21 protein-coding genes and 1 tRNA gene are annotated in these 20,764 nt (G+C 58.7%); 10 read left to right on the plus strand and 12 right to left on the minus strand.

From position 1 onward, the window contains the following. The first annotated feature begins 54 nt into the window (after positions 1 to 54). From N018_RS17970 to N018_RS17995, 6 genes are all read left to right on the plus strand, one after another. The gene (locus N018_RS17970; protein ID WP_025390389.1) at positions 55 to 531 is read left to right on the plus strand and encodes a cyclic nucleotide-binding domain-containing protein; all 477 of its coding nucleotides are present in this window, start codon (positions 55 to 57) and stop codon (positions 529 to 531) included. A gap of 66 nt (positions 532 to 597) precedes the next feature. After that, entirely contained in the window at positions 598 to 972 is a 375-nt protein-coding gene (locus tag N018_RS17975; RefSeq protein WP_002552611.1) for a YajD family HNH nuclease, read from the plus strand. 108 nt (positions 973 to 1,080) lie between these two features. Beyond that, positions 1,081 to 2,802, plus strand: a complete 1,722-nt coding sequence (locus N018_RS17980) for a copper resistance system multicopper oxidase (RefSeq protein ID WP_025390390.1) — start codon at positions 1,081 to 1,083, stop codon at positions 2,800 to 2,802. An 11-nt stretch (positions 2,803 to 2,813) separates the two neighbouring features. Further along, positions 2,814 to 3,689, plus strand: a complete 876-nt coding sequence (locus tag N018_RS17985) for a copper resistance protein B (RefSeq protein ID WP_025390391.1) — start codon at positions 2,814 to 2,816, stop codon at positions 3,687 to 3,689. A gap of 72 nt (positions 3,690 to 3,761) precedes the next feature. Then, positions 3,762 to 4,262: an RNA methyltransferase gene (locus N018_RS17990; RefSeq protein WP_025390392.1), complete on the plus strand. Its 501-nt coding sequence runs from the start codon at positions 3,762 to 3,764 to the stop codon at positions 4,260 to 4,262. Between the two features lie 92 nt (positions 4,263 to 4,354). Beyond that, the gene (locus N018_RS17995; RefSeq protein ID WP_025390393.1) at positions 4,355 to 4,735 is read left to right on the plus strand and encodes a YgaP family membrane protein; all 381 of its coding nucleotides are present in this window, start codon (positions 4,355 to 4,357) and stop codon (positions 4,733 to 4,735) included. Between the two features lie 4 nt (positions 4,736 to 4,739). On the opposite strand, the gene N018_RS18000 is transcribed toward N018_RS17995, so the two are convergent. Continuing rightward, positions 4,740 to 5,189 carry a YcgN family cysteine cluster protein gene (locus N018_RS18000; RefSeq protein WP_024644480.1) on the minus strand — a complete coding sequence of 150 codons (450 nt, stop codon included), beginning with the start codon at positions 5,187 to 5,189 and terminating at the stop codon, positions 4,740 to 4,742. A 212-nt stretch (positions 5,190 to 5,401) separates the two neighbouring features. Here N018_RS18000 and N018_RS18005 point away from each other — a divergent pair, with 212 nt between their 5' ends. Beyond that, positions 5,402 to 5,995, plus strand: a complete 594-nt coding sequence (locus N018_RS18005; RefSeq protein ID WP_024644479.1) for a nitroreductase family protein — start codon at positions 5,402 to 5,404, stop codon at positions 5,993 to 5,995. A gap of 62 nt (positions 5,996 to 6,057) precedes the next feature. On the opposite strand, the gene N018_RS18010 is transcribed toward N018_RS18005, so the two are convergent. The 6 genes from N018_RS18010 to gvpU all read right to left on the minus strand — a co-directional run bounded on the left by N018_RS18010 (position 6,058) and on the right by gvpU (position 12,983). Next, the gene (locus N018_RS18010; protein ID WP_025390394.1) at positions 6,058 to 6,990 is read right to left on the minus strand and encodes a D-2-hydroxyacid dehydrogenase; all 933 of its coding nucleotides are present in this window, start codon (positions 6,988 to 6,990) and stop codon (positions 6,058 to 6,060) included. 83 nt (positions 6,991 to 7,073) lie between these two features. Then, entirely contained in the window at positions 7,074 to 7,367 is a 294-nt protein-coding gene (locus N018_RS18015; RefSeq protein ID WP_024672396.1) for a YcgL domain-containing protein, read from the minus strand. After that, the gene (gene rnd / locus N018_RS18020) at positions 7,364 to 8,497 is read right to left on the minus strand and encodes a ribonuclease D (RefSeq protein WP_024644476.1); all 1,134 of its coding nucleotides are present in this window, start codon (positions 8,495 to 8,497) and stop codon (positions 7,364 to 7,366) included. Before rnd ends, N018_RS18015 begins: the two co-directional genes overlap by 4 nt. Before the next feature lie 133 nt (positions 8,498 to 8,630). Next, positions 8,631 to 10,268, minus strand: a complete 1,638-nt coding sequence (locus tag N018_RS18025) for a phosphoethanolamine transferase (protein WP_025390395.1) — start codon at positions 10,266 to 10,268, stop codon at positions 8,631 to 8,633. A gap of 232 nt (positions 10,269 to 10,500) precedes the next feature. Beyond that, on the minus strand, positions 10,501 to 12,192 hold the full coding sequence (locus tag N018_RS18030; RefSeq protein WP_025390396.1) for an NAD-dependent malic enzyme: 1,692 nt from the start codon (positions 12,190 to 12,192) through the stop codon (positions 10,501 to 10,503). A gap of 308 nt (positions 12,193 to 12,500) precedes the next feature. Beyond that, positions 12,501 to 12,983: a gas vesicle accessory protein GvpU gene (gene gvpU, locus N018_RS18035; RefSeq protein ID WP_024644473.1), complete on the minus strand. Its 483-nt coding sequence runs from the start codon at positions 12,981 to 12,983 to the stop codon at positions 12,501 to 12,503. A 328-nt stretch (positions 12,984 to 13,311) separates the two neighbouring features. Here gvpU and N018_RS18040 point away from each other — a divergent pair, with 328 nt between their 5' ends. Further along, positions 13,312 to 14,280 carry an LLM class oxidoreductase gene (locus N018_RS18040; protein ID WP_038401430.1) on the plus strand — a complete coding sequence of 323 codons (969 nt, stop codon included), beginning with the start codon at positions 13,312 to 13,314 and terminating at the stop codon, positions 14,278 to 14,280. An 84-nt stretch (positions 14,281 to 14,364) separates the two neighbouring features. Here N018_RS18040 and N018_RS18045 read toward each other — a convergent pair whose 3' ends face one another. Continuing rightward, positions 14,365 to 15,306: a LysR family transcriptional regulator gene (locus tag N018_RS18045; RefSeq protein ID WP_025390398.1), complete on the minus strand. Its 942-nt coding sequence runs from the start codon at positions 15,304 to 15,306 to the stop codon at positions 14,365 to 14,367. A 108-nt stretch (positions 15,307 to 15,414) separates the two neighbouring features. On the opposite strand from N018_RS18045, the gene N018_RS18050 reads away from it, so the two are divergent. Together N018_RS18050 and N018_RS18055 are read left to right on the plus strand one after the other, a co-directional pair. After that, entirely contained in the window at positions 15,415 to 16,605 is a 1,191-nt protein-coding gene (locus N018_RS18050; RefSeq protein ID WP_025390399.1) for an MFS transporter, read from the plus strand. 73 nt (positions 16,606 to 16,678) lie between these two features. Then, complete coding sequence (locus N018_RS18055) at positions 16,679 to 17,800, plus strand: alkene reductase (RefSeq protein ID WP_025390400.1); 1,122 nt, start codon at positions 16,679 to 16,681, stop codon at positions 17,798 to 17,800. 150 nt (positions 17,801 to 17,950) lie between these two features. Here the strand turns inward: N018_RS18055 and N018_RS18060 are convergent. The 4 genes from N018_RS18060 to bamC all read right to left on the minus strand — a co-directional run bounded on the left by N018_RS18060 (position 17,951) and on the right by bamC (position 20,748). Continuing rightward, positions 17,951 to 18,040: transfer RNA gene (locus tag N018_RS18060), tRNA-Ser, on the minus strand. A gap of 91 nt (positions 18,041 to 18,131) precedes the next feature. Continuing rightward, on the minus strand, positions 18,132 to 18,842 hold the full coding sequence (gene purC / locus N018_RS18065; protein WP_025390401.1) for a phosphoribosylaminoimidazolesuccinocarboxamide synthase: 711 nt from the start codon (positions 18,840 to 18,842) through the stop codon (positions 18,132 to 18,134). Between the two features lie 28 nt (positions 18,843 to 18,870). Continuing rightward, complete coding sequence (locus N018_RS18070; RefSeq protein ID WP_025390402.1) at positions 18,871 to 19,629, minus strand: MBL fold metallo-hydrolase; 759 nt, start codon at positions 19,627 to 19,629, stop codon at positions 18,871 to 18,873. Beyond that, the gene (gene bamC, locus N018_RS18075) at positions 19,630 to 20,748 is read right to left on the minus strand and encodes an outer membrane protein assembly factor BamC (RefSeq protein ID WP_024644466.1); all 1,119 of its coding nucleotides are present in this window, start codon (positions 20,746 to 20,748) and stop codon (positions 19,630 to 19,632) included. Positions 20,749 to 20,764 lie beyond the last annotated feature (16 nt).

A 20,764-nucleotide genomic window follows, 5' to 3' on the forward strand; every position in this document is an offset into this window, starting at 1 on the left:
TACTAGGATTGGGGGCAGCGGAGTTGCCCCTTCGTCAGGATTACCAGACCGAACATGTCAGAACCACTGTCCAACCTGAACAATGCCATTCGCGACATGCTGCTGGATTGCGGCCTGTTCGACACACTGCTGCCCGGCGATTTCTTCACCGTTGCCGGGTATTTCAGCATCACCGATATCGAAAAGGGCGAAACCATCTTTGCCGAGGGCGATGCCGGCACGTTCATGTGCATCATCCATCAGGGCACCGTCTCTGTGCAGAAGCTTGCCGGTGATGGTCAGCAGGTGGAAATAGCGGTGTTGCGCCGCGGCCGTGCCTTTGGCGAAATGGCGGTGCTGGATGGAGAACGCCGCTCGGCCAGCTGTATTGCCTCGACCAGTTGCCAGTTGTTGGTACTGGGCAGCGACTCACTGGACAAGATGCTTGACGACGCGCCGAAGATTGCCGCCAAGATCATCCGGGCGCTGGCCATCTCGTTGTCCAAGCGCCTGCGCATGGTCGACGGCCAATTACTTTCCCAGCAGGTGTGAGTTTGCCGATCAGGCGCTAAACTTGCCGACATTCCGCTTTCCATGCGCACACGCACAGGTGACACCATGAGCACGGCCAACCCTCCTTCCCATACTGCCAAGCTGGACCGCATCCTCGCAGACGCCCAGCGCGACCGAGAAATGGGTTACCGCGACAAGGCGCTGCGCATGTATCCGCATGTCTGCGGTCGTTGTGCACGCGAATTCGCCGGCAAGCGCCTCAGCGAACTGACCGTGCACCACCGCGACCACAATCACGACAACAACCCGCAGGATGGCTCCAACTGGGAGTTGCTGTGCCTGTATTGCCACGATAACGAGCATTCGCGTTACACCGATCAGCAATACTTCGCCGACGGCTCGCTGAGCACACCAAAAACCGCCAAGGCCACCCACAACCCGTTCGCCGCACTGGCCGGGTTGATGAAGAAGGATGAGTAACCTCACCTTCGGACCGCAATAACGGGAGCCCTCCGCACAAATGCGTCTCCCGCCCTACCTGTCTGCCTACCCTTTTAGCCCGCCACGCGCCTGACCGGATACCTCGCCATGCCCACCCGAACATCAAGACGAACCTTTGTAAAAGGGCTTGCCGCCAGCGGCGTCCTCGGCGGGCTGGGACTTTGGCGCAGCCCGGCATGGGCGCTCCCGAATCCTGGGCAGCCTGACGAGCTGACCGGTACGGAATTCGACCTGACCATCGGCGAAACCCCGGTCAATATCACCGGTAGCGCCAAAACCGCGAAGACCATCAATGGCGGCGTCCCTGGCCCTCTGTTGCGCTGGAAAGAAGGCGACACCGTCACCCTTAGGGTAAAAAACCGCCTCGACGAAACCACATCCATTCACTGGCACGGCATCATCCTGCCCGCCAACATGGACGGTGTTCCGGGGCTGAGTTTTGACGGCATCGCGCCTGACGGCCTGTACGTCTACCGCTTCAAGGTCAAGCAGAACGGTACGTACTGGTATCACAGCCATTCGGGCTTTCAGGAGCAATCCGGGGTTTACGGGCCGCTGGTGATCGACGCCAAAGAGCCGGAGCCGTTCAGCTATGAGCGCGAACACGTGGTCATGCTCAGCGACTGGACTGACGAAGACCCTGCGCAGGTCATGAAAAAGCTCAAGAAACAGTCGGATTACTACAACAATAACAAACGCACCGTCGGCGACTTCATCAACGACGTCAGCGAGAAAGGCTGGAGCGCAACCACCTCCGAGCGCGCGATGTGGGCGCAGATGGGGATGGACCCGACCGACCTCGCAGATGTCAGCGGCGCGACCTACACCTACCTGATGAATGGCCAGGCGCCGAACATGAACTGGACCGGACTGTTCAAACCCGGCGAGCGGATTCGATTGCGCCTTATCAACGGCTCCTCGATGACCTATTTCGACGTACGCATCCCTGGCCTGAAAATGACCGTGGTCGCCAGCGACGGCCTGTACGTCAAACCGGTTGTCGTCGATGAGCTACGCATCGCAGTCGCAGAGACCTTCGATGTCATCGTCGAGCCGGCTGACGGCGCTTACACGCTGTTCGCCCAGTCAATGGACCGCACCGGCTACGCCCGCGGCACTCTGACCAGCAAACCGGGTTTGCAAGCCGTCATCCCGCCTCTCGACCCGCGCCCGCTGTTGAGCATGGCGGATATCGGCATGGCAGGAATGGATCACGGCAACATGAGCCATGACTCAATGCCGGGCATGGACCACAGCAAGATGCCGATGCAGACAATGCCTGCCATGCAGTCGCACCCGGAAAGCGAAAACAACAATCCGCTGGTAGACATGCAGGCCATGAGCACCTCGCTAAAGCTCAATGATCCGGGCATCGGTCTCAGGGACAACGGTCGCAGAGTCCTGACCTACGCCGACCTGCGCAGTACCTTCCAGGACCCCGACGGCCGCGAGCCCGGCCGCACTATCGAGTTGCACCTGACCGGGCAAATGGAAAAATTCGCCTGGTCGTTCAACGGCGTGAAGTTCTCCGACGCCGAACCTGTCACGCTCAAATACGGCGAGCGGGTGCGCATCGTGCTGGTCAACGACACGATGATGACCCACCCGATTCATCTGCACGGCATGTGGAGCGATCTCGAGGACGAGCATGGCCAGTTCCTGGTGCGCAAACACACCATCGACATGCCACCGGGATCGCGCCGCAGCTACCGCGTCACTGCCGATGCCTTGGGCCGTTGGGCGTATCACTGCCATATGCTGTATCACATGGAAATGGGCATGTTTCGCGAAGTGCGGGTGGAAGAATGAAGACCTTACCGTTGAATGGATCGCGCAATTCGCGCTGCTTGCCAATCCTGCTCTTGGGCGCAGGCCTGACCATGACGCCTTTGGCAGCGACGCTGGCAGCCGGCATGGAGGGCATGGATCATGGCAGCCACTCGATGCCGATGGACGCCGCTGAGAGCAACGACGCACCAGCGCAAAGCCGAACGCCGATTCCGCCCATCACCGATGCAGACCGGGCTGCGGTGTACATCAGCCATACCGGGCATCAGGTTCACGACAGCGCCATCAACAGCTACTTTCTGGCCGACAAGCTGGAATGGCAGAACGCAAACGACGGCAGCGCGCTGGCCTGGGACCTGTCCGGCTGGATTGGCGGCGATATCGACCGTCTGGTGCTGCGCTCGGAAGGCGAGCGGACCAATGGCAAGACTGAAGAGGCGGAAATACAGGCGTTATGGGGCCATGCCATCAGCCCGTCGTGGGACGTAGTCGCTGGAGCACGCCAGGACTTCAAGCCCGGCGCGCCACAAACCTGGGCGGCTTTTGGTCTTCAGGGGCAGGCGATTTCGGACCTGGATGTCGAAGCCACGGCATTCTTTGGCGAAGCCGGGCAGACCTCTGCACGCCTCGAAGCCGACTACGACCTGTTGCTGACCAACAATCTGGTGCTGCAGCCCACCGCAGAGCTGAATTTCTACGGCAAAAATGACCCGCAACGCGGCAATGGCTCAGGCCTGTCTACCAGCGAATTCGGCCTGCGGCTGCGCTATGAAGTCACGCCACAGTTTGCGCCCTACGTGGGCGTGACCTGGGACCGGTCCTACGGCAAGACTGCCGAGTACGCTCGCGAAGAAGGCGACGATGTTGCCGAGGCGCGGCTGGTGGTCGGTTTGCGGATGTGGTTTTAGACATCGGAAATGCAAATGGCATTGCAGTAAGCCTGCCGTATAATCCCCGGTTTTCTCCAGAGCACCCTCCCCGTGGCCAACAAACGGTATGCCTGCATCGGTCTTTACAACCCCAAGTCCCCGGAAAACGTCGGCTCCGTGATGCGCGCGGCAGGCTGCTACGGCGTGGCGTCGGTGTTCTATACCGGTAAACGCTATGAGCGCGCCCGGGACTTCATCACCGACACCAAGAAAATCCATCAGGACATTCCGCTGATCGGCATCGAAGACCTCAAGAGCATCCTGCCACTGGGCTGCATTCCGGTTGCGGTCGAACTGGTGGACGGTGCCCGCGCCCTCCCTGAGTACACGCACCCTGATCGGGCCTTGTACATTTTCGGTCCGGAAGACGGTTCGCTGGATCAGGATATCCGTGACTGGTGTGAGGACGTGGTCTACATCCCCACCGAGGGTTGCATGAATCTGGCGGCCACGGTCAACGTTGTGCTCTACGACCGCATGGCCAAGGGGATCAATACCCGTTCAGGCCCGCAGTTCGGTCGCGAAAAAGTTGATCCGCTGAACGACCGCTAACACAAAAGCATTGAACCTGTGTTGTTCGTGGGTAGTCAGTTTCTCTGAACCGAATCTGCTACCTCCGAACTACTACCTCATGGAGAGCCATCATGCGCGACACACCGATCATCGAACGCATCGACACACCTGAACTGCTTCAGCAAAACCCTCGTCAAAACGTTCAAGGCTGGGAGCGTATCGGCTCGCTGGCAGGCGGCGTATTGCTGATGGGCAAAGGCGTCCGTCGTGGCGGCTTCCTGGGCCTGATCCAGTTGGCCATCGGCGGCGCAGCGCTGGCTCGCGGCATTAGCGGTCATTGCTCGGCCAAAAGCCTGATGGAAAAAGGCCGTAGCGATCTGCAAAACGCTCGTTCGACCATCGAACGCGCCGGTGCCGAGTTGAGCAACCTCAAGGATGATGCAGAAAATGCCGTCAAGGACACCGTTGCCAAAGGCGTAGAATCGCTGACCGAGCCCAAGCCGGTCGTCTAAGCGTTCAACCTGCGCGAAATATCAGGTAATCCTCCCAGTCGTCTTCGGCCACCGTGTTCTCACTGAGCATACGGCCGGACTGGGAGATACGTTCGTGATGCACAGCCGTGCGATCACCACATACCAGATGATGCCAGTGCGGCAAATCCTTGCCCTCGCTGACCAGACGATAACCGCAGGTCGGCGGAAGCCATTTGAATTCATCAGCCTGACCCGGCGTCAGTTGAATGCAGTCCGGCACCGACGCTCGACGGTTCGGATAATCGGAACACTGACATGTCTTCAGGTCCAGTAGCTTGCAGGCAATCCGCGTGTAATAGACGCTGTTATCTTCCTCGTCCTCCAGCTTTTGCAGGCAACACAAACCGCAGCCATCGCACAACGACTCCCACTCCTCGGTGTTGAGCTGGTCGAGGGTCTTGCGAATCCAGAAGGGTTCAACGGTAGCGGCCATGGTTCGGACAACGGTATCGATAATGAAAAGGCCGCCAGTCTAGAGGCACAAAGGGTGCGGGCCAAGCCCTTGCGACTGTCGGTAGCCGGGACTTGTCAGCCAGAAGGCAAAACAGTAGCGTTAACGCGTTTCCCAATGCGTTCAGTCGATGCCTGCCGACCACGGCCCATACAGCCACGCTCGTTTTCCACCTTCGCTTTCAAGGATTTTTCATGAGCACAAACCCTCGCATCGCCGACCACCCTATCGACCCGCAATTCACCGAACGCTGGTCGCCCCGTGCCTTTAGCGGCGAAAGCATTGATCAGGAAACCCTGCTGAGCTTCTTCGAAGCCGCACGCTGGGCGCCGTCGGCCTATAACTCACAACCCTGGCGGTTTCTGTATGCGCGTCGCGACACTCCGAACTGGGAGCGTTATCTGGGTCTGTTGAACGAGTTCAACCGCAGTTGGGCGCAGCATGCTGCGGCCTTGGTGATCGTCATTTCCAAGACCACCTTCACCGCGCCCGGCGCGACAGAAGAAGGCCCGGCCTTGTGGCACACGTTCGATACCGGATCGGCGTGGGGTTATCTGGCGTTGCAGGCCAGTTTGAGCGGCTGGCACACCCACGGCATGGCCGGTTTCGATCAGGATCTGACTCGCAGGGAGCTGAATATTCCAGAGGGTTATGCACTGCATGCGGCCGTGGCGATTGGCAAGCTGGGCGACAAGTCAACGCTGCCGGAGTACCTGCAAGGTCGCGAAGTGCCTAGCCCGCGCAAACCACTGGCAGAACTGGCGGCTGAAGGTGATTTTTCGCTGTAATTGATTTTTCTGCAGTAGAAGACCGCGAGCCGACCTGATGCGTCGGCTCGTTCACAACAGGCTCAATATCCGCGCGAGAAATCCACTTCTCCGCGCAAGGCCTCTCCGGCCTGAAACGCGTTCAGGTTATGCACGAACAGCTCGGTCATGGCGACCGGTGATGTCGGTGCCGAACTGTGACCGGTCAGCAGCAGACCGTACGCTGTCCAGAACGGGTGCCGCTGTGGCAACGGCTCCTGGCGACAGACGTCAATCACCGCGCCCGCCAGATGCCCTACCCTCAATGCTTCGACCAGATCCGCATCCACCACCGCCACGCCGCGCCCGACGTTGATGAACAGCGCCGTTGGCTTGAAGGTGGCGAACAGCTTCGCGTCGTACAGGTCGTGAGTGTCCGGGGTATTGGGCAGCAGATTAATGACGTAGTCCATTTCGCCGAGCAGGCGCTCGATGTCGGACAGCGCAGCCACCTCAATGAACGGCTGCTGGGTGCGCGCAGCAGAAGCCACGCCGTACACCTGCACGCCGAACGGGACAAGGAACTCGGCGACGCGCTGGCCGATATCACCGGCACCCACGATCAACGCTTTGCGGCCCGCCAGGCTTTGCCCGGTGCGGTTGTCCCACTTGCGCTCGACCTGACTCATCAAGCGCGCCAGTACCTCACGCTCGTGGCCGAGCATGTAGGTCAAAACGAATTCAGCCATGACCTGACCGAAAATTCCCACCGCACGGGTCAGGCGATAATCCCGCGACAGGCCGCCCATCAATAGCGGGTTGATCCCCGCCCAGGTGGATTGCAACCACTGCGGCTTGTGTCCCTGGCGCAATAGATTGGCCATCAGGTCAGGCTGTCCCAGCCACACCGGGCAGTCGCTGGCCATCCGCGAGAGCTCGGCGGAGTCACCGCTGCTGAAGACTTCCAGCTCGGGCGCAGCCTTGCGCAACAATTGGGTATAAACGGGATAATCGTGCTCGGCAATCAGGACGCGCATGTTTCAGAAACCTTAAAAACGGGACAGGCAACCCACAACCGATGCGGGCCGCTTTACAACTCGATTGACAACAACAGCCACAATCACATTGGGTCGTTGCGGCGCAGCAGTTCTTCGGGCAAGTGCTCGATATACTCGTCTTCGGCCGGTGGCATCTGCAAGTGATAGCCCTGGCTGTCGAGGTTCTCCAGCACCAGATTGATATCTTCGCGCGCCAGCGCCCGCTCCGGGCTCAGCACCAGATCGAAAGCATGAACCGGCTTGCCGAACGCCACCAGCAGTTCTGGTGGCACGCGCTTGAGGACGTCGCTCTTCAGTACGTAAAGGTACATCTCGCTTTTCTTCGGGCTGCGATAAATCGAGCAGATACGCTTCAAGACTGTTCTCCGGGGGTGGCCAGGCTGTCGAGCAGCGCCTGACCCATCAATTCGCGACGCCAGCCACGCAACGAATCGGGTAATTGATAAGGACCGTCGGGGTAGCCGCTCTTTAGCAAGGCTTCGAGGGTCTTCTTGCGCAGCATCAGCTCGGGCGCCATATCCATTTTCTCGGCGTATTGCTGGCCGATCGCACGCAGGCGTTTGATTGAACCGGCGGCGTCGACCGGAAGCGGCTCGGGCAGCGCAGGCGGCCACTCTTCCGGCGGCAGGCTGCTCGCCGTCTTGATCAGCTCCAGCAGGAACTCGCCGTCATGACGCACGGTTCGCGGGTGCATGTCTTCGATCCGGGCCAGCGCACCGAGGTTATCCGGCTGGGTCCTGGCCAGCGGCCAGAGCGAATGTTCACGCACGATGCGATTACGCGGCAGGTTGCGGGCACGGGCCTCGCGCTCGCGCCAGGCGCACAGCTCGCGCAGTACCGCCAACTGCGCGCGGGACAGCTTCCAGGCCAGTTTGGCGTCGCGGTAGACCTCGTACGGGTCAACTTCACGGCGCAGGTTGGCAACCAGCTCCGCACCGTCGTCCAGCAGCCAGGCGTATTTGTCGTCGGACAGGCGCGGCCGCAGGATGGCGAACAGCTCGGCAAGGTGTACGGCATCTTCGGCCGCGTAGCTGATCTGCGTCTCCGACAACGGGCGTTGCAGCCAGTCGGAACGGGTCTCGCCCTTGGGCAGATCGATGTCGAGCACCTCCTGCACGAGGCGTGAATAGCCCATGGAAAACCCGAGGTTCAGGTAAGCGGCTGCCAATTGCGTATCAAACAGCGGAACCGGCAAGCTGCCGGTCAGGCGCAGCAGGACTTCGAGGTCTTCGCTACACGCATGAACCACTTTGATGACGTCGGGGTTTTCAAGCAACGCAGACAGTGGTCGCCAGTCGTTGATCAGCAGCGGATCAATCAGCCAGGCGCTTTTACCGTCGCCAATCTGCAGCAGCGCGGCTATCGGGTAGAAGGTGTCGACCCGCATGAACTCGGTGTCGAGCGCGACAAAAGGCAGTGACTGCCATTGTGCGCAATGCAGGGCGAGGCTGTCGTCGTCGCGAATCCAGTGAATATCGATGGCCACACGGCTCTCCCTTGAACAATGGCGCGCAGTATATATCGTCATTGAAGGTTATCGCGCGTCTGTCGTCCACGTCTGGCCGATCTTCATGCAAATGACAGGCTGGAAAGGGAGAGATGTGTGGCACGAGCGCTACCTAGTCAGCCGTGCCCGCCCCACTGCGGCACGCCGCAAACATGTCCAGGCTCGGGTTATAAACCTTGGTGTCGACCTTCAACAGCCCCAGCATCGAGTGAAACAGGTTGTCCTGGCTCAACGGCGCATTGCGCTGCTTTGCCAGACAGTCGGGAGTGACTGCAAACGACTTCTGATACGTATCCGACAGCCAGATCAACATGGGCACATGCTTTTGCTGATCAGGGGCCATAACATACGGCGTACCGTGCAGGAACAGGTTGTACTCGCCGAGTGATTCACCATGATCGGACAGATACATCATGGCGGTATCGACCTTGTCCTGATTCTTGCGCAACAGATCGATCAGGCTGGACAGCACATGATCGGTATACAGCAGCGTATTGTCGTAAGCATTGACGATAGTGTCCCGACTGCAATTGTTCAGCGCATTGCTCTCACACACAGGCGTGAACTTTTCAAACTCTTTGGGATAACGCTTGAAGTACTCCGGCCCGTGACTGCCCATCTGGTGCAAGACCAGAACGGTATCTTTGTCAAGACTGTCGATAAAGGCCTGCAAGCCCTGCAGCAGAATCTCGTCCCGGCATTCGTGACTGTTGCACAACAACGGATCCTTGAGGTTGCTGACATCCTGGAACTTTACACGGTCACAAGTCCCCTTGCAGCCGGACTGATTGTCGCGCCAGATGACGTCGAGACCTGCGCGCTGCAATACATCCAGCACGCCCTCCTGATTACGCGCCACGGTCGCGTTGTAGTCCTTGCGTCCCATATTGGAAAACATGCAAGGCACTGACACTGCGGTTTCGGTGCCACAGGAATAAACATCGGTAAACGCCACCAACCCGCTCTCTTTGTTCAGCTTGGGAGTGGTGTCACGGCCATAGCCGAGTATCCCGAAGTTCTCGGCACGGGCACTTTCGCCGACCACCAGTACGGTCAGCGACTTGCGCGCATGAGTCGCCCAGTCAGGCGAGCGTTTGGCGTCCTCACCGATTTTCACGAATGGACGCTGAGCAGAGACGACCTGCTCACGCAGATACCCCCCGGCAGCGCCAATATAATTGCTCGGCACGACCATCAGACGCAATTCATGGTGATTGCGAAACAACGAGGACAAACCCTGATAGTTGGCCATCGCCGCCCCGCCGATCGCGACGCAACAGACCACGCAAACCACAAGCTTGCTGAACAGTTCGCGGTGCCAGCGACGATAAGTGATCGGGGTCTTCCACAGTATCAGCGATGGCAACAGGCCTAATAACGCGATATACAAAACCAGCTTCAAGGACAGCAAACCTTGAACTTCGGTCGCGTTGGTTTCGGCAAAGTTACGGAACATGCCCGCATCAATCATGACGCCGTACTCGGTCATGAAATAAACAACACCGGCACTGACCATAAACAGGAACGTCAGCACTGGTTTAAACACACGCCGGAACGCCAACAGCGTCAGAACAATATTGAACACGCAAAAAATCATCAACCCAAAGGCAACGCGCATGGCGATACCTTTGGCATCCGAGCTGGTAATTGCGAAAAGGTGCTGCCAAAGATTGATATTGAAGGCCAATAACAGAAAGCCACTGGCAAGTAGGGTCACAACCTCTGGACGAACAGTTCTGGGTGTCGGCATTGTGGTCTGCTTAATCTAATTAGTATTCATCGAGCGCAACAGGAGCCTGGCAACTCCCCAATGGCGCGCACTGTAGGCAGTGCGTCATCAATTTTATGTGAAAAACGTGCAACGTCAGGGCTGAATGAAGCTTATTTCACCGTAGGAAAATGTGATCTCCAAAGTCGGAAATTTCGTCCTGTAAACGCCTCCGCTCTGCTTGCGAAGGCGTTTTTTATCAGAAGGGAGCCAATCAGACCGAGCGGCGTCGATAGGCACGGTAACCGGGCAGCCAGAAGTTGCGCTCAATTGCATCGAGCAGCGCTTCTTCTGTGGTTTCCAGCGCCAGCCCTTCGGCCTGAGCCTCCCTGGCAACGGCCAGAGCGATTTTGCGGCTGACCTGCTGGATTTCCTTGAGCGGAGGCAGCACCGCATCGCCCTTCCCGGTGACCATCGGCGAACATTCGGCCAGCGCATTGGACGCCGCCATCAGCATCCGGTCAGTGATACGCGATGCGTTGCAGGCAACTACGCCGAGGCCGATCCCGGGGAAGATGTAGGAGTTGTTGCACTGGGCGATGTGTACAGTCCGACCATTGATCTCGACCGGCGCAAACGGGCTTCCGGTCGCGACCAGTGCATTGCCGTCAGTCCAGCGCAGGATTTCTTCCGGTGTTGCCTCGACCTTGGAGGTCGGGTTCGACAACGGCATCACCAACGGTTTGGCGCAATGCCTGTGCATCTCGCGAATGACCTGCTCGGTGAACAGACCACGCTGGCCAGAGACGCCGATCAACACCGTCGCCCCGGCATGGCTCACCACATCAAGCAACTGCGGGAATACCTCGTCACCCGCGATCCAGCCAGATACGTCAGCCGTTTTCTGCGCCAGACGCCGCTGGAAGTCCAACAGGTTATCCATGCCCTCGGTCAGCAAACCAAAGCGATCAACCATGAAAATACGCTGGCGCGCTTCGCTTTCGCTCAGCCCTTCGATGCGCATCGCCGCAATAATGTGCTCGGCGATCCCGCAACCTGCCGAACCCGCGCCGACAAACACCACTTTCTGCTGGCCGAGGGTTTCATTCTTGGCCTTGCAGGCCGCCAGCAATGTGCCCACGGCAACCGACGCGGTGCCCTGAATGTCATCGTTGAAACAGCACAGCTCGTCGCGATACTTCTCAAGCAACGGCATGGCGTTGGACTGGGCGAAATCTTCAAACTGCAACAGCACATCAGGCCAGCGACGCTGTACGGCATCAATGAACAGTGCAATGAAATCTTCGTATTCCTTGCCGGTTACGCGCTCGTGACGCCAGCCCATGTACATCGGGTCGTCAAGCAGTTCGCGGTTGTTGGTGCCGACATCCAGCACGATAGGCAAGGTGTAGGCCGGGCTTATCCCGCCACATGCGGTATACAGCGACAGCTTGCCGATCGGGATACCCATACCGCCAATGCCCTGATCGCCCAGGCCGAGAATTCGCTCGCTGTCGGTCACGACAATAATCTTGATCCGGTCTTTGGTGGCGCTGCGCAGGATGTCATCGATGCGGTCGCGCTCGGGATAGGAAATGAACAGGCCGCGATGGGTGCGGTAGATCTTGGAAAACTCCTGGCACGCCTGCCCCACCGTCGGCGTATAGATGATCGGCAGCATCTCGTCGAGATGCGAATCCAGCAGACGGAAAAACAGCGTCTCGTTGTTGTCCTGAATGGAGCGCAGGTAAATATGCTTGTCCAGATCGCTCGCGCACTGTTTGTACTGACTGTAGACCCGGGTGACCTGCTCTTCGATGGTCTCGACGTTTTGCGGCAGCAGCCCGATCAGATTGAATTCGATCCGCTCTTGCGGGGTAAAGGCACTGCCCTTGTTCAGCAGGGGCATTTCCAGCAGTGATGGCCCTGCATAGGAAATGTATAAAGGTCGCGAAGTCTTGGTCATTTTCTCTAATCGCCTTTTTCGTCTACTCATTGATTCTGTACGTCGACCGAGGCGGGCAGCCTGGCTCATTTCTTATGTTTTTTCTTGTAGCCAGTTCTCAATCAGGCCATGCCGAAACCGTTCGGCGGGTAAGGTCAGGGCACACATATTACTCGCCTGAAGATCAGTTGCGACAATTTGTCACGCAACGCGGAACTCGTGACGGTGGCGCAGACAAGCCTGGGCGGCCAGCGATTGGTCATCGCGGGCTGGAAGGTGCCGTCAGATTGAGAGAGAAAAGCCCCGACCATCGCCAGGGCCCTGGGCCATCAGGATACGCCAGGTTTTTCGGCAATGAGGCCAATGGTGAAACCATCAACGGCAGAAATCCTGCCGCGCCACAAAACGCGCGTGTCACAGATCGGATTGCCATCTGTGGAATAGGTCCGACAGTCCTTCAAATGAATGAAGTGGAAGGCAGGCGTGTCTTCAGTCGACTCGCCCGGTTTAAAAGAAAGGATCATCTCCTTCATGGACGCATCGGTGCCGTTGCTGAACTGGCTGAACGGTGCAGAAATGTCTTCGGCCAATTGCTCGAAATACGTGTCATGGGAAATAAGGTGCCCGGAAACCAGATTCCCGCCCACCGACAGCGTCACGCCCATCTCTACCTTTGTGTTGGCCACAAACTTGACCAGCCACTGCAGCAGCCAGTCGATCTGTTTGCCCTGCCACTTGAGCTGGGCGATCACATCATCGTGGCTCTGACTGGGGGAAGGTTGCGACTTTTGCACTTGATCTACGTCCGACATCAGATAGCTCCTCGCCTCACAAAACGTTGAACCCAAGGTATAGATCAGATCGGGGGAAAGCGAAACCGAGGGGGCTGATTAGTTTTCGACGGGACGATGGAGTCGGGCAAAGAGCCCCATGGTTTCGCCGTCCTTACCTTAGAGGCGAGCGCCCTTCCAGATGACTCAGCGCTTCATGGGAGAACCGCGCGATCAACGCCGTTGCAGGCAAGGCTGGAGAGACAATATTCGTGATTTTTTTTCATCATTAATGATCCAAAAGATCTGCGATTAGCCTGGAGGTCACCTATAGAATCGAGCGGTCTATTTCCGAAACGGAGTAAAAGGGATGATTCAGAAAAATCAATCGCTCGGCCTAGAGAACCATACGGCGTTCAGCTGTACATTCCAGCCTGATCAGTTGACCATCGGATTCATCTCGCCCGCGCGAGGCTATCCTGACGGCCCTTTTCCAAGCCTGGAAGATCAGGCCGAGATAGTGCAGCGTCTTGATCAGAGCGATGCTGCGGCGCTGTGGCTGCGGGATGTGCCGTTTTACGATCCGTCATTTGGCGACACCGGCCAGGTCCTTGATCCAATGGTCTACGCTGGCTGGCTGGCAGCGCTCACGACTCGAATCGCCATCGGCACCGCAGGCATCGTCAGCCCGTTGCGAGAGCCGGTGATCACCGCCAAGCAGATCGCTACGGCGGACCAACTCTTGGGAGGCCGCTTTCTCGCTGGCATGGCTTCGGGTGACCGGGCAACAGAGTACCCGGCTTTCGGCGTCGACTTTGCGAGCCGGGCTCAACGCTATCAGGAAGCGGTAACGCTGGTCAAAACGCTGCTTTCAGAGTCATTTCCGCGCCTGAAGACAGAGCATTTCGGCCAGCTGCGGGGCGATATCGATCTGGTGCCAAAACCCGCAGCTCAACGGGTCCCTATCATTGCCATCGGTCGTGCCGGACAGAGCCTGGAGTGGCTTGCGGCACATGTAGATGCATGGATCTGGCACGGAGACGCGCTACGCATGCCAGAGGCTGTACCACATTGGCGTGAAGCAACCGCTTCCAGGGGATTTGTCCCTTTCGGCTACGGCGCAATGTTCGACCTCGACGCCAATCCTGACGCGCCACTACAAACGGGGCGAGTGCTACGGGGCGGTCGACAGGCGCTGAAAGACTTCTTCTCTCGGCAACGCGAAGCCGGAATCAATCATGTCGCATTGAACCTCAAGCCCACGCGGCGCCCATCTCTGGAAGTGATCGATGAACTCCAGGAGCACATTCTCCCCGAATTTTCCATAACACCAGACTGAGGAGACAGGCACAGCTTCGCGCTTCTGGGCACTCTCCGCTGCGTCGTTGCGCGAGCCTTTTGTCACCGGGTTCGTCATCTCGATTCAAAGATTATTCAGGCCGCGATCAACACGCCCGGCAGGCGTGAGATTGGCTCCCAGGTAGGCAACCAGAGCACTGACTTTTGGCAGCGCCTCGCGGCTTCGAAGCCAGACAAGATTCATGGGAAGGCCTTCGGTAGCTTGATCCGGCAGCACCTCCACCAGCCTGCCGCTATTCAGATGCACCTGGGCCAGCCAAGTCGGTAGCTGAGCGATGCCGAGCCCTGCCAATACCGCCATCACCTCACCTTCTCCGTCTCCCACGGCAATGTGCGGATGCATGATCCTGCGCTCCCTATCCCCGGGTTGGCGGCCCTTGAAATACCAAGGGATGGCCATCCCGTCATTTTGCCCATAGCCGATACACTGGTGAGCATCGAGGTCTGACACCGTTTTGGGCTCGCCATGTTGCTTCACATACTCGGGCGCCGCGCAGAAGATCAGCTTCTGGGTTCCAAAAAACTGGTGACCTATCGAGGCAGGCCAGGCATCTGAACCTCCGATCCTGACGACGATATCGATGCCCTCGTGCACCGGGTCGACGTACCGATCGGAAAAAGACACATGGGGCTGCAACCTCGGGTGCTGCTTCATGAAATCAAGAATCAACGGCAGGACATGTAAACGTCCATACGAAGCAGGCAAATCAATGCGCACCTTGCCCTGTGGCTCGGTGTGGATTGAAGTCAGCGCAATCTCGACTTCCTCCAGATCCGAAAGGACCGTTGTGCAGGTACGGTAGAAGGTTTCCCCTGCTTCGGTGAGCGACAACCGACGCGTGGTGCGCTCAAACAGCCGGGTGCGCAGACGCCCCTCCAATCGCGCAATGCTCTTGCTGATCGCCGAGTTGGTCAGGTTCAACCGCTCAGCTGCGGCTGTGAAGCTGCCCATGTCGGCGACGATGACAAACACATCGATACCCTTGAGGCGCTCAGACGAAAACATAGGCACTCCGATTATTGAATTTCATTCCACTCACTTGATAGAAACCGGCCAAAATAAAACATCATTTCTCCAATAGACTATGCCAAAACCTGTTTGGAGTTAAGCATCATGCAGTCCTCATCTACGGCCAGCGCCGCACTGGCATCGGCCGAAACCTCACGCTCGGGGCTATCAATCCTGATCATGGCGATCGCGGCTTTTATTATCGTGACCACTGAGTTTCTGATCGTCGGCCTTCTACCGGCCTTGTCCCGTGATCTGAACATTTCAATTGCTCTTGCTGGACAGGTCGTCACCCTGTTCGCCTTCACTGTCATGTTGTTCGGGCCTGTACTTACAGCCAAGCTGGCCCACGTTGAACGCAAAAAGCTCTTCACCCTGATTCTTATGGTGTTTGCCGCCTCCAATGTGCTGGCGGCGGTCTCCACCAACATCTGGGTGCTGGCGCTGGCGCGCTTTATCCCGGCCTTGGCCCTGCCGGTGTTCTGGGGTACCGCCAGTGAAACTGCCGGACAATTGGCAAGCCCTGGCCAATCGGGCAAGGCGGTAGGCCGCGTATACCTGGGTATCACCGCGGCGCTGGTGTTCGGCGTGCCACTGGGCACTTTGGCTGCCGATTCGGTCGGCTGGCGCGGGAGCTTCTGGATCCTGGCCGCGACTTCCTTTTTCATCGGCGTGCTGATGCATCTGGTGATGCCGAAGCTGCCGGTATCCGCCGGGTCGCATCCTGATCAGAAGCAAACAGCGATCCTGCGCCAACCGCGTTTTCTGGCCCACTTGCTGCTGTCGATTCTGACCTTCACCGCGCTCTTCACTGCCTACACCTATCTGGCAGACATCCTTGAACGTCTGGGCAACATCCCGGCAGGACAGGTTGGCTGGTGGCTAATGGGCTTCGGTGCGATCGGTATGGTCGGTAATCACCTGGGCGGTAGCATGGTAGACCGCAAGCCGCTCCTCGCGACGGTGGTGTTCCTGGTGCTTGCCGGGGCAGGCATGGTTGCGGCGGTACCACTGGCGCCTTATCACATCTGGTTGATCGTCGCGCTGATGGCGTGGGGTATCGGTTACACCGCGCTGTTCGTGGTCTGCCAGGTGCGGGTCATGCAGGCCGGGGCGCAGGCTCAGGCGCTGGCCGCGACCATGAACATTTCTGCCGCCAATGCCGGCATCGGCCTGGGCGCCATTATCGGTGGCGTCGGTATAGGCCACTTCGGCATCGCTTCGATTGGCGTCATCGCTACCCTGATTGCCGCGTTGGCCGTGATCGTTGCGCTGCTGATGATGCGTCGGCAGTAATCCGCTGACAGCGGCCTTCCCCAAGGCCGCTGTCTTCATTGCCCTTTTGATCCCATTCACAGGAGAGACTGCCTTGACGCTGTTCAACGAATTCAAACTCGGCAACACGACCCTCAGCAATCGCGTGGTCATGGCGCCCATGACCCGCTCGCGCGCGCCCCAGGACATCGCCACCGAACAGATCGCCTTGCACTACACCCAGCGTGCCACCGCTGGCTTGATCGTTTCGGAAGGTACGCCGATCTCCCGCGAAGGCCAGGGCTACCTGTTCAACCCAGGCATCTACACCCCGGAGCAGATACAGGGCTGGAAGCTGGTGACCGACTCCGTCCACAGCGTCGGCGGCCGCATGTTCGCGCAGATCTGGCACGTTGGCCGGGTGTCCCACACCTCGATCCAGATCGACGGCAAAGCACCGGTCAGTGCCACCACCAAACAAGCGCAGGGCGCAGTTGCGTTCGGCTATGGCGAAGACGGCGAACCCGGCTTTGTGCCAACCTCCGTGCCGCGCCCGCTGACCACCGAAGAAGTGGCGCGAGTCGTCGAGGATTTCGCCCAGGCCGCGCAGAATGCGATCGACGCCGGTTTCGACGGCGTGGAAATTCACGGCGCCAATGGTTACCTGCTGGAGCAATTCATCAACCCGCGGGTCAATGACCGCACCGATCAGTACGGCGCGAGCAACCTGCAAGACCGCCTGCGCTTCGTCTTCGAAGTGGTCGATGCCGCCTGCGCCAGAATCGGTGCCGACCGCGTTGGTATCCGCATCTCGCCCTATGGCCAGCTGTTCGACATGCCGCTCTACCCAGAGATCGACGAAACCTACTCGGCGCTGTGTGCAGGCATGCGCGAACGCGGCATCGCCTACGTACACGTCATGGACCAGACGCACTTCTTCATGGCCGAACAAAGCTCGGCGGCGCAGGAGCAGGCACTACGCAAACTGCTCAAGCACTGCAAGGCCGAACTGGGCGACACCGCGCTGATCCTCGCCGGCGACATGACCCGCGAACGCGCTGATGCGCTGCTGGAGGAAAACCTGATCGACCTGGCTGCGTTTGGCCAGCCCTTCATCGGCAACCCCGACCTGGTCGCCCGGCTGAAAAACGGCTGGCCGCTGACCACCCCGGACCGTGACAGCTACTACGGTGGCGATGCGCACGGCTACATCGACTACGCGCCTTACCGCGCTTGACCCACTGGCCGAGGCGCCGCGTTCGAGCGTTGCCTCGGTTGGCCTCACGGTGAAAGTCGTCTCTCAGGATAGAAGTGGGAGACTGAGCTGAGGATCATCAAATCCTGGAAACCAAAAAGCCCCGCATTGCGGGGCTTTGAGGATAAATAATGGCGGAGAGATAGGGATTCGAACCCTAGGTACCGGTGAAGGTACAACGGATTTCGAATCCGTCCCATTCGGCCACTCTGGCATCTCTCCAACGGCGCGAATCATAACAGCATCAGCACGGAAGGCGAAGCCCTTCCGCTGATTTTTTTCGTGCTATCAAGCGCTTGCGTGTTTTTTCCGCTTACAGCGGCACGCCCAGACGGTTTGCGACTTCTTCGTAGGCTTCGATAACGTCGCCCAGACCCTGGCGGAAGCGATCCTTGTCCATTTTCTTGCGGGTGTCTTTGTCCCAAAGGCGGCAGCCGTCCGGGCTGAATTCGTCGCCGAGGACGATTTCACCGTGGAATACGCCGAACTCCAGTTTGAAGTCGACCAACAGCAAGCCGGCTTCGTCGAACAGTTTGGTCAGGACTTCGTTGACCTTGATCGACAGTTCTTTCATGCGAACCAGTTGCTCGGCGGTGCCCCAGCCGAATGCCACGACGTGGGATTCGTTGATGAACGGGTCGCCCTTGGCATCGTCCTTGAGGAACAGCTCGAATGTGTACGGATTGAGCCTGGTGCCTTCTTCGATGCCCAGGCGCTTGACCAGGCTGCCAGCGGCGTAGTTACGCACTACGCACTCGACCGGGATCATGTCCAGTTTCTTGACCAGGCACTCATTGTCGCCCAGCAGCTTGTCGAATTGGGTCGGAACGCCCGCCTCTTCAAGTTTCTGCATGATGAAGGCGTTGAACTTGTTGTTCACCATGCCTTTGCGGTCGAGCTGTTCGATGCGCTTGCCGTCGAACGCCGAGGTGTCGTTGCGGAACAGCAGGATCAAGCGGTCAGCGTCGTCGGTCTTGTAAACCGACTTGGCTTTGCCGCGGTAGAGTTCTTCACGTTTTTCCATGATGGGCTCCGCTTGCTAAGTAGTTGGGCTAGGCGATATGTCGCCAGTCGAGCCCTGAATCTTGGTCGGCCAGTTGCAGCCAGTCCGGGTCGCATCCGAGGGTGTCGACAAAACATTGTCGGGCCAGATGCGGCAGGTTGTTCTTGCTGCTGAGATGCGCCAGCACCAGGTGCTGAAGGTCCTGCCATCCCAGTTCGCTCACCAGGCTGGCGGCCTGATGATTGTTCAAATGCCCTGTTTCACAACCGACGCGCTGCTTGAGGAAGACCGGGTACTGACCTCGGGCAAGCATGTCGCGACAGTGGTTGGCCTCGATCATCAAGGCATCCAGACCCTGATAACGCTGCAGCACGTTGGAACAGTAAGAGCCCAGATCAGTCAGCAGGCCGAATTTGCGTTTGCCGTCGTTGAAGACAAACTGCGTCGGCTCAAGTGCATCGTGAGCAACGGACACCACATCGATGCCCAGTGATCCGATCTGCACACTCTCCCCGCCCGCCAACAACCGCGTCGCTTCGACCGGCTTGCGCATCCCGCGCAAGGTGCCGCTGCTGAGGTAGACCGGAACATCGTAGCGCCGCGACAGCAAGCCAACGCCATGCACATGATCCGCATGTTCGTGGGTTACCAGAATGGCACTTAACTGGCTGGCCGCGACGCCCAGACGAGCGAGGCGTCGCTCGGTTTCCCGCAGGGAGAAACCGCAGTCGACCAGTACGTACGTATCGTTGCTTGCGACCAGCGTGCCGTTGCCACGACTGCCGCTGCCGAGAACTGCGAAACGCACTTAACCCAGGTTGTCTTGAATGACACTCAACACCCGGCGAGCAATATCTGCTGGCGCGACGGTATTGATGTTCTTCTCGACGGTCACTTGAACGTTGTCACCCACCTTGCTCAGGCGAACCTGATAACGCTCGGCGCGGGCATCGATCTCTTCCTTGCTGGACTTGCTGCCAAACAGGCGACCAAAGAAACCGGGCTCGTTGTCAGGCGTTTTCGCCTTTTCGGCCAGGTTGATGTAGTACAGACCCAGGCTGCGGTTGATGTCTTCTACACGCCAATCGCCCTGATCCAGCGCACGACCGACACTCGACCATGCGCGGTCCAGATCGGCACCCAGGTTCAATACCGGGTTGCCGCTGCCATCTTCGCTGAGCGCGACACGGCTTGGAGTGTCGTAGTCACGCGCAGCCAACAGGGAGATCGACCCGCCTTTTTCAGCGTTACGGCCCATGCTGGCGAGCAGATCGTCCGTCAGTGCGGCGTCAAGACCCAGGTTGGTGGTGCGGTTCGGGAATGCTACGTCGGCAGTGCTGCCGGCAGGACGCTCGACGCTGACCACATAGACTTCACTGGTATTACGCTGCACGCCCGGTTCGATACGGACCCGCACGCGGGTTTCGGCATCGGCGGCCACACCAGCAGCACTCAGACGCTTGGAAACTGAAGCGGACAGTTCGTCCAGACGCTGCCAGGAGGAGCTGAATTCGCCAGTCTGCGGACGCTCTTCAGCGATGCGGAAACCGTTGTCTTCAAAATACTGGTGGGCCACCGGCCAGACTTCGGCAGGTTGGCGCTGCGCCAGAATCCAGTGTGCGTCGCCGCTCTTCTGCAGGCTGAAATCACTCGACTCGGAAGTCGTGGCCAGCGGCTGAGGACGAGGGACCGTATATTCGCCCTCTTTCTGAGCACTGTCAGCCACGTTGCGCGGGATCGGCAGCAACGGATCCATACGCTTGACGCCAGTGACGTCAGCGGGCAACTGCATCGGTGGGGTCTGGGTGGCTTGAAGGTAATCGCTGCCGCGATCACGGAAGTAACCATCTTCGCCCCAGAGCCAACCGCAACCGCTGGTACTGGAGATGATAAGAGCAAGTGCGGAAAGTCCGGCCAATCGCTTCATTGCGTGATACTTCCTC

Origin of the sequence: Pseudomonas syringae CC1557, assembly GCF_000452705.1 — a bacterium.
GTDB lineage: Bacteria > Pseudomonadota > Gammaproteobacteria > Pseudomonadales > Pseudomonadaceae > Aquipseudomonas > Aquipseudomonas syringae_F.